General features: G+C 72.2%; 15 protein-coding genes. 11 read left to right on the forward strand and 4 right to left on the reverse strand.

Features of this window, described 5'->3' with window-relative positions; translation table 11 throughout:
- Nucleotides 1-14 precede the first annotated feature (14 nt).
- A complete protein-coding gene (locus ACFQU3_RS13090) occupies nucleotides 15-1,031 on the forward strand; it encodes an LLM class flavin-dependent oxidoreductase (protein WP_385910411.1) in 1,017 nt (338 codons plus the stop codon).
- 13 nt (nucleotides 1,032-1,044) lie between these two features.
- On the opposite strand, the gene ACFQU3_RS13095 is transcribed toward ACFQU3_RS13090, so the two are convergent.
- The 4 genes from ACFQU3_RS13095 to ACFQU3_RS13110 form a co-directional block, all read right to left on the reverse strand.
- Nucleotides 1,045-1,404, reverse strand: coding sequence for an SDR family NAD(P)-dependent oxidoreductase (locus ACFQU3_RS13095; RefSeq protein ID WP_385910413.1), 360 nt, complete (start codon nucleotides 1,402-1,404; stop codon nucleotides 1,045-1,047).
- Between the two features lie 139 nt (nucleotides 1,405-1,543).
- Nucleotides 1,544-2,236, reverse strand: coding sequence for an MBL fold metallo-hydrolase (locus tag ACFQU3_RS13100; protein WP_385910415.1), 693 nt, complete (start codon nucleotides 2,234-2,236; stop codon nucleotides 1,544-1,546).
- A 9-nt stretch (nucleotides 2,237-2,245) separates the two neighbouring features.
- Nucleotides 2,246-3,412 carry a sensor histidine kinase gene (locus tag ACFQU3_RS13105; RefSeq protein WP_385910417.1) on the reverse strand — a complete coding sequence of 389 codons (1,167 nt, stop codon included), beginning with the start codon at nucleotides 3,410-3,412 and terminating at the stop codon, nucleotides 2,246-2,248.
- 48 nt (nucleotides 3,413-3,460) lie between these two features.
- The gene (locus tag ACFQU3_RS13110) at nucleotides 3,461-3,904 is read right to left on the reverse strand and encodes an SRPBCC family protein (protein WP_385910419.1); all 444 of its coding nucleotides are present in this window, start codon (nucleotides 3,902-3,904) and stop codon (nucleotides 3,461-3,463) included.
- A 112-nt stretch (nucleotides 3,905-4,016) separates the two neighbouring features.
- Between ACFQU3_RS13110 and ACFQU3_RS13115 the strand changes: the two genes are divergently transcribed.
- The 10 genes from ACFQU3_RS13115 (at nucleotide 4,017) to ACFQU3_RS13160 (ending at nucleotide 13,491) form a co-directional block, all read left to right on the forward strand.
- Nucleotides 4,017-5,045 carry an ABC transporter ATP-binding protein gene (locus ACFQU3_RS13115; protein ID WP_385910420.1) on the forward strand — a complete coding sequence of 343 codons (1,029 nt, stop codon included), beginning with the start codon at nucleotides 4,017-4,019 and terminating at the stop codon, nucleotides 5,043-5,045.
- Nucleotides 5,042-5,788 carry an ABC transporter permease gene (locus tag ACFQU3_RS13120; RefSeq protein WP_385910422.1) on the forward strand — a complete coding sequence of 249 codons (747 nt, stop codon included), beginning with the start codon at nucleotides 5,042-5,044 and terminating at the stop codon, nucleotides 5,786-5,788. The genes ACFQU3_RS13115 and ACFQU3_RS13120 overlap by 4 nt, the downstream gene beginning before the upstream one ends.
- On the forward strand, nucleotides 5,785-6,927 hold the full coding sequence (locus tag ACFQU3_RS13125; protein ID WP_385910424.1) for a sensor histidine kinase: 1,143 nt from the start codon (nucleotides 5,785-5,787) through the stop codon (nucleotides 6,925-6,927). The genes ACFQU3_RS13120 and ACFQU3_RS13125 overlap by 4 nt, the downstream gene beginning before the upstream one ends.
- Nucleotides 6,924-7,538 (forward strand): response regulator, encoded by a 615-nt coding sequence (locus ACFQU3_RS13130; RefSeq protein WP_385910426.1) that lies wholly within the window; start codon nucleotides 6,924-6,926, stop codon nucleotides 7,536-7,538. The genes ACFQU3_RS13125 and ACFQU3_RS13130 overlap by 4 nt, the downstream gene beginning before the upstream one ends.
- A 142-nt stretch (nucleotides 7,539-7,680) precedes the next feature.
- A complete protein-coding gene (locus tag ACFQU3_RS13135; RefSeq protein WP_385910428.1) occupies nucleotides 7,681-8,061 on the forward strand; it encodes a YciI family protein in 381 nt (126 codons plus the stop codon).
- Nucleotides 8,062-8,115: 54 nt separating this feature from the next.
- On the forward strand, nucleotides 8,116-9,339 hold the full coding sequence (locus ACFQU3_RS13140) for an acetyl-CoA carboxylase biotin carboxylase subunit family protein (RefSeq protein ID WP_385910430.1): 1,224 nt from the start codon (nucleotides 8,116-8,118) through the stop codon (nucleotides 9,337-9,339).
- Nucleotides 9,340-9,343: 4 nt separating this feature from the next.
- Nucleotides 9,344-10,285, forward strand: a complete 942-nt coding sequence (locus ACFQU3_RS13145) for a hypothetical protein (RefSeq protein ID WP_385910432.1) — start codon at nucleotides 9,344-9,346, stop codon at nucleotides 10,283-10,285.
- Nucleotides 10,282-11,439: an alpha/beta hydrolase-fold protein gene (locus ACFQU3_RS13150; RefSeq protein ID WP_385910433.1), complete on the forward strand. Its 1,158-nt coding sequence runs from the start codon at nucleotides 10,282-10,284 to the stop codon at nucleotides 11,437-11,439. The genes ACFQU3_RS13145 and ACFQU3_RS13150 overlap by 4 nt, the downstream gene beginning before the upstream one ends.
- 28 nt (nucleotides 11,440-11,467) lie before the next feature.
- The gene (locus tag ACFQU3_RS13155) at nucleotides 11,468-12,193 is read left to right on the forward strand and encodes an esterase family protein (protein ID WP_385910435.1); all 726 of its coding nucleotides are present in this window, start codon (nucleotides 11,468-11,470) and stop codon (nucleotides 12,191-12,193) included.
- Between the two features lie 8 nt (nucleotides 12,194-12,201).
- On the forward strand, nucleotides 12,202-13,491 hold the full coding sequence (locus ACFQU3_RS13160) for a Gfo/Idh/MocA family protein (RefSeq protein ID WP_385910437.1): 1,290 nt from the start codon (nucleotides 12,202-12,204) through the stop codon (nucleotides 13,489-13,491).
- Nucleotides 13,492-13,586 lie beyond the last annotated feature (95 nt).

The following is a 13,586-nucleotide window of genomic DNA, read 5'->3' on the forward strand; positions in this document are numbered from 1 at the left end:
TTGTTGCACGCCACGTGAAGAACATCGGCTTCCTCTCGTTCGGGCACTGGAACCCCTCGCCGCACTCGCAGACGCGGTCGGCGTCCGACGCGCTGCTGCAGTCGATCGACCTTGCGGTCGCGGCCGAGGAGCTCGGCGCGGACGGTGCCTACTTCCGCGTGCACCACTTCGCTAGGCAGCTCGCGTCGCCGTTCCCACTGCTGGCCGCGGTCGGGGCGCGCACGAGCCGGATCGAGATCGGCACGGGTGTCATCGACATGCGCTACGAGAACCCGCTCTACATGGCGGAGGACGCCGGCGCCGCCGACCTCATCTCCGGCGGACGGCTCCAGCTCGGCATCAGCCGGGGGTCACCCGAGCAGGTCGTCGACGGCTTCCGGTACTTCGGCTACGAGCCCGCCGACGGCGACCACGCCACGCTGGCCCGCGAGCACGCGCAGGTCTTCCTCGACGTGCTCTCCGGCAAGGGTTTCGCCGAGCCGAACCCGCGCCCGATGTTCCCCAACCCGCCGGGCCTGCTCCGCGTCGAGCCGCACTCGCCCGGCCTGCACGAGCGCATCTGGTGGGGCGCCGGAAGCCGGGCGACGGCCGAGTGGACGGCGGCGCAGGGGATGAACCTCATGAGCTCGACGCTGCTGACCGAGGACACGGGTGTGCCCTTCCACCAGCTGCAGGCCGAGCAGATCCAGCGCTTCCGCGACGCGTGGCGCGAGGCCGGCCACGAGCGCGAAGCGCGGGTCTCCGTGAGCCGCAGCGTCTTCCCCATCGTCACGGACGTCGACCGCGCGTACTTCGGTCGCGAGGCCGCCAGCCAGGACCAGGTCGGGATCATCGACGGTGGCACGGCGCGCTTCGGCAAGACGTATGCCGGTGAGCCCGACCAGCTCGTCCGTGACCTCGCCGAGGACGAGGCGATCGCGGCCGCCGACACGCTCCTGCTCACCGTGCCGAACCAGCTCGGCGTCGACTACAACGCCCACGTCATCGAGAGCGTGCTGACGCACGTGGCCCCCGGGCTCGGCTGGCGCTGACGGCATTCCGCCGCTAGACGGCCTCGGGGTCGGGCCCGTTGACGGCACGCCCACCGTCGACGGGCAGCACTGCCCCGTTGACGAACCCGGAAGCCCGTGACAGCAGGAACGCCACGACCTCGGCGACCTCCTCCCGCGTGCCGACCCGGCCGAGCGGGTGCAGCCGCGCCATCTGCGCCCCGGCATCCGGGTGCTCGCGGAGGTGCGCCTCGTAGCGAGCGGTCGCGATGGAGCCCAGGGCCACGGCATTCGTGCGTATGCCGTCCGGCCCGTGGTCGACGGCAACCGCCCTCGTCAGCCCCTCGACGGCGGCCTTGGCCGTGGCGTACGGCAGCGCGCCGCGCACCGGACGCTGGCCTTGGTGCGACGACACGTTGACGACCCGCCGTCGAGCGCAGTGGCCACGTCGAGCACGACCACGTGGCCGTCCCGGGCGAGCCGCTCGACGATCGCGCGCCCGACGCCCTGCGCGCCGCCCGTCACGACGTACGACGGTCGGCCCTCGCCCGTGTTCACGGCACCCAGACGGCGGAGTCGTGGGCGAAGACGACCCGGCGCGGGTCGAACTCGAGGATCCGGGCCATCCACGGACTCGGGGTCGGCAGGGGAGGCTGGTGACCCAGCTCGGGCGCCCGCGCCGCCAGCGCGTCGGCGGACCAGCCGGATGCCGTGTCGTGGGCCTGGCCGGCGAGGACGAGCGACCCGTCCTCGCACTCGACGACGACCGACTGGTGGCCGTGGACGTGCCCGGGCGTCGGGATCACGTGGACGCCGGGGGCGATCTCGGCCTCACCGTCGAGCAGCTCGTACCGGGCCCCGTCGAAGTCGACCAGCTCGGGCACCGTGTAGTCGCCCGCCCTCGCGGTGTCGAGCTCGCGGCGCTGGCAGTGGATCGGGCGGCCGGCGAAGGCCGGGTTGCCGCCGATGTGGTCGAAGTGCAGGTGGCAGTTGACGACGAGTGCGACGTCGTCGAGCGCGACACCGACCGAGCTCAGGGCGTCGGCGATCCGGACCCGGCGGGGTCGGTACCACGCGTCGGTCTCCTCGTCGGCCTCGCCGAGGCCGGTGTCGAGCAGCAGCAGGCCGGCCGGCGTGCGGGCGAGGTAGCCGAAGACCGGCTCGACGCGGGGACTTCCCGTGCCGGTCTCCTCCGCCGGGCGCACGAAGCCGCCGAGACCGATCCGCACCACGTCGTCCACGCGCACGGTGCCACCCTAGGAGCCCTGGGGCAGCCGGACGACGAACCGCGCTCCCGGCTCGGCCGGCTCGTGGCTCACGCTGCCCCCGTGGGCCTCGGTCAGGGTGCGCACGATCCAGAGACCGAGACCGACGGAGTCCGTGCCGGCCCGCCCTCGAGCGAGACGCGTGAAGAGCCGCGGGAGATCCTCGGGGCGCACACCGGGCCCATGGTCGCGCACCGTGACGAGGACATCGGTGCCTTCACGCCGGGCGTCGACGACGACGGGCCCGCCGCCGTGCCGACGGGCGTTGTTCGTCAGGTTGACGAGGACCTGCTCCATGCGTTCGCGGTCGGCCACGACCGTGAGCCCTTCGGGCACCTCCACCTTCACGACGCCGGGGTCGGTGAGGCGTGCGACGCGGTCGGCGAGGTCGCGCACCTCCCACTCCGTGGGGTTGAGCCGGAGCTTGCCCTGGTCGACTCGCTCGAGGTCGAGCAGACCTGCCGCGAGCCGCGTGATGCGGTCGGCCTGGCGCGCGGCAGCGTCGATGAACCGACGGGTCACGGGCGACGTGGCCGGGTCGTCGGCCGCGATCTCGAGGGCGCCGGTGATGGACGACAGGGGCGAGCGGATGTCGTGGGCGAGGGTCGCGACCATCGCGGCTCGCCACTGCTCCTGCTCCCTCAGCTCGCGCTGGCTCTCACGCAGCGCCTCCACCCTGCGAGAGATGACCAGCCCGACCGCGACGACGACCGGCATGAGGATCGCGGTCGCGCCGACCTGCTCCGGTGGTGCCCCGGCCGCCACCAGGCCGAGCGCGTAGGACAGCGTGGCGGGCACGGCGGTCCACCAGATGACGCGCGTGCTCTGGTGCAGGCCGAGCCATGTGAACGTCAGCACGTAGAAGGGGATGGTCCCACCGGTGTAGCCACCGAACGCCCACGTCGACACGCCCATGATCGCGAAGGCGGCCAGCGACACCCACGCGACGCGGCTGACGGGCCAGCGTCGCCACGGCAGCAGCAGGCAGGCGGCGGCGACGGCGAAGTCGGCGGCCGCGATGGACAGGAGCACGCCGGCGCGGTCGGGTTGGGTGCCGAGGCCGAGCACGCCGAGGGCCCCAGCGAGGGCGAACAGCGCCGCGCCCTGGCGTGCCGCTCCCTGACTTCGCGCGGCGGGCGACTCCTCACCGACTGGCACACCGACAGGCTAGCCATGGATGACGGGGGCGGCATGACGCCGCTCCGGTCAGGCGCCCGCCAGCAGCCGGCGCAGCGCCCTCCCGTACGCGGCCCGCGCGACGCGTGACACGAGGGGGTCGAGCACACCGGGCACGCCCCGGACCCCGATGCGCTGCCACCAGGCAACGGTGCAGCCGGTCGTCGCCGGCGCGATGCGTAGCTCGATACGGCCACGAACGACATTGCCGCGCTTGCGGATTCGCACGCTGCCGGCGGCGTGCACGGTCGGCGGCACGATCGACTCGACGACCATGGCGTCATCGACCGCGAGCGGTCCCACGCCGGTCCGGGCCACGAACCGTGAGCCGTCGATGAGACGGTCCGCCTCGAGCACGTCACCGGTGACGGTCGTCAGCGGGATCACCGCGCTGTGCGCCTGCAGGTCGAGCAGCCGACGCCACGCCTCGGGCGCCGTCAGCTCGGAGTCGATGAGGACCTGGAAGGTGGCCATGGGCCCAGTGTGGCCGTCCGGGCGGCGCCGCACCCGGGAGATGACACCTGTCACGGTCACGACGTGACGACTGCCGCTGTGGACGGCGCCACGCCGCAGGCAGAGTGTGCCCATGACCAGTGCAACCCATTCCGCCGCAGAGGCGGCGGGCGTGCCCGCGATCGAGCTGCGCGGGCTCGTCAAGAGCTTCGCCCCGAGCCGGGGCTCCCACGACCGCGAGGTGCGGGCCGTCGACGGCATCGACCTGAGGGTCCGTCCCGGGGAGGTCGTCGCCTTCCTCGGTCCCAACGGCGCGGGCAAGACGACGACGCTCGACATGGTGCTCGGGCTCACCCAGCCGACGAGTGGCACGGTGGAGGTGTTCGGCGGCAACGCCCGCGCGGCCGTCGTCGCCGGCCAGGTCTCCGCGGTCCTGCAGACCGGCGGCCTGCTCCGCGACCTCACGGTGCGGGAGACGGTCCGGATGATCGCGTCGACGTATGCCGTCCACACCCCCGTCGACGAGGTGGTCGAGCGCGCCGGGCTGGCCCCGCTCGCCGACCGCCGCGTCTCGAAGTGCTCGGGCGGCGAGCAGCAGCGGCTGCGCTTCGCCCTGGCGCTGCTGCCCGACCCGCGGCTGCTCGTCCTCGACGAGCCGACGGCCGGCATGGACGTCACCGCCCGCCGCGACTTCTGGGACACGATGCACGCCGACGCGAGCGCCGGGCGCACGGTCGTCTTCGCGACCCACTACCTCGAGGAGGCCGACGCGTTCGCCGACCGGATCGTCCTCGTCGCAGGAGGTCGCATCGTCGCCGACGGCACGACGGCCGAGATCCGCGCGCGGGCGAGTGGTCGCACCGTGTCCGCCACCCTGCCCGCCGCCGTGGTCGCCGACGCGGTCGCGCGGCTGCGTGACACCGACGGCGTGCGATCGGTGGAGGAGCGTGGCGCCCGCGTCGTCGTCACCGCCACCGACTCGGACGCGGTGGCCCGGCTGCTCCTGCTCGATCTCGGCGGCACCGACCTCGAGATCGTCACCGCCGGCCTCGAGCAGGCCTTCATGGCCCTGACCGCCGACCCTCGCAACGGCGACCACGGCCGCTCGGCCGTCATCCCCGGCCGCTCGGCCATAACCCAAGACGAGGAGCTCGTGCGATGAACGCCACCTTCACCCTGCTCGAGATGCGCCGGATCACCCGCGACTGGGCGGGCATGTTCTTCACGGCCGTCCTGCCGGCGTTCTTCTACCTCATCTTCGGATCGACCGTCGACGCGAAGGGCGAGACGATCGGCAACGGCAACGTCGCCATGTACGTCATGATCAGCATGGCGGCCTACGGCGCGGTCACGGCCACGACGAGCATCGGCGGCAACGCCGCGGTCGAGCGGGTCCAGGGCTGGGGCCGCCAGCTCGGGCTCACGCCGCTCGCCGACTCGTCCTACATCGCCATGAAGGCCCTCATCGCCATGACTGTCGCCGCAGTGCCGATCCTGCTGACCTACCTGCTCGGCGCCCTCACCGGCGCGACGGGGTCGGCCGCCGCGTGGGGACTCAGCGCCCTGCTCGTCCTCGGCGGGTCTGCGGTCTTCGCCCTCTACGGCCTGCTCATCGGCACCGCATTCCGCTCGGAGGCGGCGGTGGGCGCGGCGGCCGGCACGCTCGTCATCTTCGCGTTCCTCGGCAACCTGTTCATCCCGCTGTCGGGCGCCCTGCTCTCCTTCGCCAAGCTGACGCCTCTCTACGGGTATGCCGCCCTCGCCCGTTACCCGCTCACCGAGGGCTACCTGCCCGACGGGTCGCAGGACCCCCTCTGGCTGCCCGTGGCCAACGTCGTCGCGTGGGCGCTCGTCTTCGGGGTGCTCGCGACGGTGCTCGTGAGGCGTGGGCGGGAGCGCCAGTGAACCCTCGCCGGCGGGCGACGACCGCGGGCCACACCCCCTCGGCCGCCCTGCCCGAGGGGGTACCGGGCCACAACCCGTGGGAGCGCTACGGCTGGCTCATCCGGTCCGTGTGGCTCGTCTTCCTCGTCTTCCCGGTGCTCGCGATCTGGGCACATGCCGGCACGTGGTGGCTGCGGGGCCTGGGCCTCGTGCTCGTCGCCGGCTTCGGGCTCGTGTACGCCCTCGCGGCCCAGCACCTCGACCGTCTCGAGAAGCGCTGCGCCTCGAGGTACCGCTGGGGCACGGCCTACCTCGTGGTGCTCGTCGTGTGCGCGGGCGGAACCGTGCCGTTCATCGACGTGGGGGCCCTGAGCTTCCTGCCGTTCGTCGTGTCCTTCGCGATGTTCGCGCTGCCCGTCCTGTGGTCGCTCGCCGTCGGTGTCGTCTCGGTGGCGCTCGCCGTCTTCTGCGCGATCTTCGTCACCCCCGACGAGGGCACGTGGGTCGTCGCCATCATCGTCTTCGCCGTCGGCTCGATGACCGCGGGCATCCGGCTCATGTCCGACCGGGGCCGTCAGTACGAGTCGATGTCGCGCGAGCTCGCCCTCGTCGCGGAGCGTGAGCGGGTGGCCCGCGACGTGCACGACGTGCTCGGCCACTCGTTGACCGTCGTCACCGTCAAGGCCGAGCTCGCCGAGCGGCTCGTGGACATCGACCCCGCACGGGCGCGGGTCGAGCTCGCCGAGATCCAGACCCTGAGCCGTCAGGCCCTGGCCGAGATCCGGGCCACGGTCGGCGGGCTGCGCGTTGCACGTCTGGGTGACGAGCTCGCTTCTGCGAGAAGGGCGCTCGAAGGCGCAGGCATCGAGGCGCACGTTCCCGACGACCCGGCCTCGGTGGACCCGCGACACCGCACGGTGCTCGCCTGGGTGCTGCGCGAGGCCACGACGAACGTCGTGCGCCACAGCGACGCCGACACGTGCTGGGTCGAGCTCGGCTCGAACCGGCTCGTCGTGCGCGACGACGGGCGCGGGCTCGAGGGCAGACCCGAGGGCAACGGCATACGGGGACTGCGTGAGAGGGTCGGGGCGGCCGGCGGGACGCTCTCGCTGACACCAGGCCCCGAGGGCCACGGAACCGTGCTGGAGGTGACGCTGTGACCGATCCGATCAAGGTGCTGCTCGCCGACGACCAGGCCCTCGTGCGTGGGGCGCTGGCCGCCCTGCTCGCGCTCGAGTCGGACCTCGTCGTGGTGGCCGAGGTCGGCCGCGGTGACGAGGTCGTCGACCGCGCGCGGGAGTCGGGCGCCAACGTCTGCCTCCTCGACATCGAGATGCCCGGGCTCGACGGCATCGCGGCCGCAGCCGCGGTCCGGGACGCCCTGCCCAGGGTCCGCACGCTGATCGTCACGACCTTCGGGCGACCGGGCTACCTGCGGCGCGCCCTCGAAGCCGGTGCGTCGGGCTTCGTCGTCAAGGACACGCCCGCCCGCCAGCTCGCCGAGGCCGTACGCCGCGTCCACGCCGGGCTGCGCGTCGTCGACCCGTCGCTCGCCACGGAGTCGCTCGTCGACGGTGCCAACCCACTCACCGAGCGCGAGCGCGAGGTGTTGCGCGTCGCCCTCGACGGCGGCACCGTCGCAGCCATCGCCGCACAGGTGCACCTGTCACCGGGCACGGTGCGCAACCACCTCAGCTCGGCCATCGGCAAGACGAGCACGTCCACCCGGGCCGAGGCCGCCCGCGTCGCACGCGAACGCGGCTGGCTCTGACCCGCAGGGCGCAGGGCCACGCCGGTAGCACGCGGGGGATGGTTTGATCCTCGAAACGTCGAAACGAGGATGCGTCGTTCGACGTGGGCGTGAAGGCTGGTTCCGACCCGGACCGGCCCGACCACCGACGAAGGAGACCACCATGCGTTACCTCATGATCCACAAGCTCGACGAGTCCCTCCCGGAGGCGTGGAACCCGAGCCCCGAGTTCATCGAGCAGATGGGCACGTTCATGGAGGAGTACGCCACGTCGGGCGTGCTGCTCGCCGCGGAAGGCGTCCACAAGAGCGACCAGGGCGCCATCGTCCGCAAGGACTCGAGCGGGCTCAACGTCACCGACGGCCCCTTCTCCGAGGCTCGCGAGGTCATCGGGGGCTTCGCGCTCGTCAAGGTCGCCGACAAGCAGGAGGCGGTCGAGCTCGCCAAGCGCTTCGCGGACCTCTTCCCGGAGGTCTCCGTCGAGGTGCGGCGCGTCTTCGAGGAGGAGGACTTCGCCGACCTGCCGGGCCAGCCGGAGAGCTGACGCCACCGGGGCCGTCTCGTGACGTTCACCCCGTCGCCCCCTAGGGTCGGTGGGGTGAACATCATCTTCGTGGAGCCGTCGTTCCCGGCGAACCAGCGCCGGTTCGTGCACGCCCTCGCATCGGTCGGCGCGAACGTCTACGGCATCGGCGAGTCGGAGGAGGGCCACCTCGGCGAGGACGTGCTCGGAGCGCTCCGCGGCTACTACCGCGTCGGGTCCGTGACCGACGTGGGCCAGATGGTCGAGGCGGTCCGCTACTTCCAGGACAAGGTCTGGATCGACGCGCTCGAGGCGACGGTCGAGGCGCACACGATGCCGGCGGCCCACGTCCGTGAGGCGTGCGGCATCCCGGGCACGAGCGTGCGCACGACGTGGCTGTGCCGCGACAAGCCGTCGATGAAGGAGGCGCTGCGCCAGGCGGGTGTCCCGACCGCTGCGAGCGCGGCCGTCGACTCGGCCGCCGAGGCGCGCGACTTCGCCGCCCGGGTCGGCTACCCGCTCATCCTCAAGCCACGTGCGGGGGCCGGGGCGCAGGGCACCGTCCGGGTCGACGACGCCCACGAGCTCGAGCAGGCCCTCGCGGGCTACGGCCGGGAGGGCGCGAGCTCGATCGCGGTCGAGGAGTTCGTCGAGGGCCACGAGGGGTTCTACGACACCATCACGCTCGACGGTGAGGTCGTGCACGACTGGGCGACGCACTACTACCCCAACGTCCTCGAGGCGATGCGCCACCGCTGGATCTCGCCGCAGTTCATCACGACCAACCGCCTCGACGGCAACCCGTTCTACGCCGAGGTCCGCCGACTCGGCGCGCGCGTCATCCAGGCCCTCGGCATCGAGACGTCCGCAACCCACATGGAGTGGTTCTACGGCCCGAAGGGTCTGAAGTTCAGCGAGATCGGCTGCCGCCCACCGGGCGTCGGTGCGTGGGACCTCTACTCCGCGGCCAACGAGGTCGACGTCTACCGCGAGTGGGCGCACGTCATCACCCACCGAAAGCCCGAGCAGCAGATGAGCCGCGAGTATGCCGCCGGGATCGTCGCGCTGCGCCCCGACCGGGACGGGGTGATCCGGGGGTACTCCGGCATCGACGAGATCCAGTCGCGCTACGGCGAGTGGATCATCGACGGCCACTTCCCGCCTGAGGGGCACGGCACGCAGGCCGTCGAGGCCGGCTACATGGCCAACGCGTACCTCCGCCTGCGTCACCCCGACTACGACACCGCGCGCGCCATGCTCGACGACGTCGGTCGCACCGTCCACGTGCACGCCGGCTGACCAGATGACGACGATCCTTCTCGGTCCGCAGAGGTTCACCACGACCGTCGCCCCCACGCTGCGGTCCCTCGGAACCGAGGGCCCCGTCGCCATCATCAACGCCGGGTGGGAGGAGCGCGAGGCGGACGACGCAGAGCTCGTCGCCGCGGTCGACGGCCGTGGCGTGAACCTGCGCCTCTACGCGCGTGCCGTCGAGCTGCTCTCGCGGGACGAGGACCTGCGCGCGGCCGTCCTCGACCACCGCTCGCGCCACGACGAGCTGCGCGCCTTCTACGGCATCCGGCTGCAGTCAGCGTGGGACACCGTCTTCGCCGTGCGGCGCCGCACGTCGCGACACGGCATCGGCGAGGGCGCTGAACGGTCGGCCGTGCAGGCGTTGCGCGACGTCGACGACTGGTACGCGTGGGAGGTGGCCCGCCTCGTCGAGCGCACGGCCGCGACCGAGGCGGTCCGCGGCAGCGACGCGCTCGCCGAGCACCGCGCCGAGGTCGCGCAGACACTCGCCGAGTCGGCTGCGCTCGTCGTCGCCGGCGGCCACGTCGGCATCCTCATGGAGACGTTGCGCCTGCTCGCCGTGTCGATGCCGCCGGAGCTGCCGGTCATCGCGTGGTCCGCCGGCGCGATGGCGGTGTGCGACCCCGTCGTCCTCTTCCACGACTTCGCCCCGCAGGGCGTCACGGCGCCCGAGGTCCACGACCGCGGGCTGGGCCGCCTGCGCGGCGTCGTGCCGCTGCCGCATGCCCGCCGGCGTCTCGCCCTCGACGACCGGGAGCGGATGGCCGTCTTCGCGTCGCGGTTCCCGGCGCACCGGCTGGTGCCCCTCGACGCCGGGACGGTCGTGCGCTTCGGCCCGGACAGCACGACGTCCGACGGCCGGGCCGTCGTCCCCGCCGGTGCCCGTGTGCTGTCCACCGAGGGCACGCTCGTCGCGGTGGGGGCGTCATGACGACCACGCCTGTCTCCCGCCTGGCGATCAACCGCCTCCGCGAGCGGCTGCCGCTCGACGGCCCGACGATCGACCGGTTCGTCACGCGCTACGGCTCGCCCGTCATCGAGGGCGAGCGGGCGACGTTCCTCTACCGTGGAGACGTCGACGAGGTGTGGGTGCGTCACCGTGTCGTCGGGTTGCCCGATCCGTTGCCGCTCAAGCGGATCGGTGACTCCGACCTCTGGTCGGTCACGACGGTCCTCCCCGAGGGGTCGCGGGTCGAGTACCAGGTCGAGATCCGCAAGGGCGAGCACTACGAGCGGTTCAACGACCCGCTCAACCCGCGGCTCGCGCACAGCCCGTTGGGCTCGTCGTCGGTGTGTGCGGCCATCGGCTACCGCGCGCCGGACTGGGTGGCGTTCGACCCCGAGGCCCGCGAGGGCACTCTCGTCGAGGAGCACGTCCGGAGCAGGGCGCTGCGCCGCGACCAGCCTGTGCAGATCTACCTGCCGGCACGCTTCAACGGGGCCCAGCGCTACCCGCTCCTCGTCGTCCACGACGGCACCGACTACCTCGAGTTCGCGGCGATGAAGACCGTGCTCGACAACCTCATCCACCGGCTCGACGTCGATCCGCTCGTCGCGGTCTTCGTGCCGCCGCGCGACCGGCTCAAGGAGTACCCCAACCATGCGCCGCACGCCAGGTTCGTCGCGCGCGAGCTCGTGCCGCTGCTCACCGAGCGGCTGCCTCTCGCCGACACCCCGGAGGCCCGTTGTCTCATGGGCAGCTCCTTCGGCGGCGTCGCGTCGCTGTCGACCGCGGTGCGCTACCCCGGGCTCTTCGGCTCGCTCATGCTGCAGTCGGCCTCGCTCGTCTTCACCGACATCGGCTTCGACCACGGCGGCGGGCCGGCGTTCGACCCGGTCGTGAAGTTCGTCAACCGCTTCCGCGAGAAGCCCCGCGCCGTCGTCGACCGCATCTACATGACGTGCGGTGTCTACGAGCCCCTCATCACCCCGAACCGTTCGATGGTGCCCGTCTTCCGGCACACCGGCATGAAGGTGCGCTACACGGAGTCGCGCGACGGCCACAACTGGGAGAACTGGCGGGACCGCCTCGGCGACGGCCTCTCCTGGCTCTTCCCCGGACCCCAGAAGTTCGTCTACGAGTGACGAGCGCGAGTGTGAAGGCAGGTAGCCCATGAAGGTGACCGACCGGTGGTACTCCGACCGTCTGGGTCAGGACATCACCGTCGCGAGATGGGGCACCTACGGGGTGCCGGTGCTGCTCTTCCCCACCGCAGGAGGTGACGCGGAGGAGGTCGAGCGCCACAAGATGGTCGCCCACCTCGGGCCGCTCATCGACGCCGGTCGCGCGAAGGTCTACTCGTGCGACAGCGTCGCCGGCAAGGCCATGGCCGAGCGCGTCGGGTCGACCGACTACCGGATGGCGCTCTTCAACGCCTTCCACGAGGCCGTCGCCGAGGAGGTCATCCCGGCGATCCACTCGGACGTCGGCGGTCACCTTCCCGTCGTCGTGGCCGGCGCGTCGATCGGCGCCTTCAACGCGCTGGCGATCACCTGTCGCTACCCGCACCTCGTCGACTCGGCCGTCTGCATGAGCGGCACGTATGCCGTCGAGAAGTTCATCGGCGGCCGCTTCACCGACGACATGTACTTCAGCTCGCCGCTGCACTTCCTGCCTGACCTCCAGGGGCCCGACCTCGACCTGCTCAGGCGGCGGATGATCGTCCTCGCCTCGGGCAGCGGCCAGTGGGAGGACGTCGGCGAGTCGTGGGCCGTCGCGAACCTGTTGGGCGCCAAGGGGATCCCCAACCGCGTCGATGACTGGGGTCCCGGCTACAAGCACGACTGGCCGACGTGGTGGGACATGCTCCCGACCTACCTCGACGACCTGCTGCCCTAGCGCCTCCCATGGACCAGCACGACCAGCTCGGCCGGCCCGACCTGCGCATCGGGCTCATCGGCTTCGGCCTGCGCGCGAGCCTCACGAGGTATGCCCACCGTCCCGGGCAGGGCAGCCGCGTCAGCGTCGTCTGCGACTCCGCCGAGCGCGGCCGACGCGACGCCGCCGAGCGCATCGAGGGTGTCCGGCTCGTCGAGACCCTCGACCGGCTTCTCTCGCCCGACGTCCGCTCCGAGGTCGACGCCGTGCTCGTGCTCACCCCCGACCACGTGCACGCGGAGCACGCCGTGCGGACCCTGGAGGCCGGCATACCGACGTTCGTCGAGAAGCCGCTCGCGACGAGCGTCGCCGACGCCGACCGCATCCTCGAGGCGGCGCACCGCACCGGGACACGCCTCTACGTCGGCCACAACATGCGCCACCTGCCCGTCGTCACGGCGATGCGTGCGGTCATCGAGGCCGGGACGATCGGCGAGGTCAAGGCGGTGTGGTGCCGCCACTTCGTGTCCGCCGGAGGCGACTACTACTTCAAGGACTGGCACGCCGACCGCCGCAACACGATGGGCCTGCTGCTGCAGAAGGGCGCCCACGACATCGACGTCGTCCACTGGCTCGCCGGCGCCTACACGCGGCGCGTCAGCGCGGTCGGCGACCTGGCGGTATACGGCGCGATCAGCGACCACCGCGACAACTCCGACCGGCGGATGGCCGACTGGTACTCACTCGACAGCTGGCCGCCCACCGAACAGCGCGAGCTGCATCCCGTCGTCGACGTCGAGGACATCTCGATGGCGCACCTCGTCCTCGAGGGAGGCGTGCTCGCCAGCTACCAGCAGTGTCACTTCACGCCCGACTACTGGCGCAACTACACCGTCATCGGCACGAAGGGCCGGCTCGAGAACTTCGGCGACGGTCCGGGTGCCGTCGTCAAGGTGTGGACCCGCCGCACCGACGCCTACCGAGAGGACGCCGACGAGGTCATCGAGATCCCGGACGCCGACACGACCGGGCACGGCGGTGCCGACCCGCTGCTCGTGGCCGAGTTCGTCCGCTTCGCGCGCGAGGGTGGCCCGACGACGACCTCGCCCGTCGCGGCGCGCGAGGCCGTGGCGGCAGCCTCATGCGCCACCTCCTCCCTGCGCACCGGTGGTGGTGCCGTCGACGTCCCGGCGCTCGATCCCGTGCTCGTCGCGTGGTTCGAGGGCGGCCAGGCGGCCGAGGAGCCCGGGCCGGTCGAGCAGGTGGTGCTCGCCCCTGACGATCCGGAGGCGAGCGTGGCGGCGGGCGGCGGCGGCTAGACTTCGGACCACGGACAGGGGTGCTCCGGGGTTGTCGTCGGTGCCATCTGTCGTCGTGCTGTAGTGCCGCTGCCCCCGCCCCGCGCCCTCTCGGG

It is taken from the genome of Terrabacter sp. GCM10028922 (assembly GCF_042666095.1).
In the GTDB taxonomy this organism is placed as follows: Bacteria; Actinomycetota; Actinomycetes; order Actinomycetales; family Dermatophilaceae; genus Terrabacter.

Bases quoted from the DNA above. Each gene is read 5' to 3' on its own strand.
- ACFQU3_RS13110 (WP_385910419.1), bottom strand. From the start codon at position 3,904: ATGGCCACCTTCCAGGTCCTCATCGACTCCGAGCTGACGGCGCCCGAG.
- ACFQU3_RS13115 (WP_385910420.1), top strand. From the start codon at position 4,017: ATGACCAGTGCAACCCATTCCGCCGCAGAGGCGGCGGGCGTGCCCGCG.
- ACFQU3_RS13120 (WP_385910422.1), top strand. From the start codon at position 5,042: ATGAACGCCACCTTCACCCTGCTCGAGATGCGCCGGATCACCCGCGAC.
- ACFQU3_RS13135 (WP_385910428.1), top strand. From the start codon at position 7,681: ATGCGTTACCTCATGATCCACAAGCTCGACGAGTCCCTCCCGGAGGCG.
- ACFQU3_RS13145 (WP_385910432.1), top strand. From the start codon at position 9,344: ATGACGACGATCCTTCTCGGTCCGCAGAGGTTCACCACGACCGTCGCC.
- ACFQU3_RS13150 (WP_385910433.1), top strand. From the start codon at position 10,282: ATGACGACCACGCCTGTCTCCCGCCTGGCGATCAACCGCCTCCGCGAG.
- ACFQU3_RS13155 (WP_385910435.1), top strand. From the start codon at position 11,468: ATGAAGGTGACCGACCGGTGGTACTCCGACCGTCTGGGTCAGGACATC.
- ACFQU3_RS13160 (WP_385910437.1), top strand. From the start codon at position 12,202: ATGGACCAGCACGACCAGCTCGGCCGGCCCGACCTGCGCATCGGGCTC.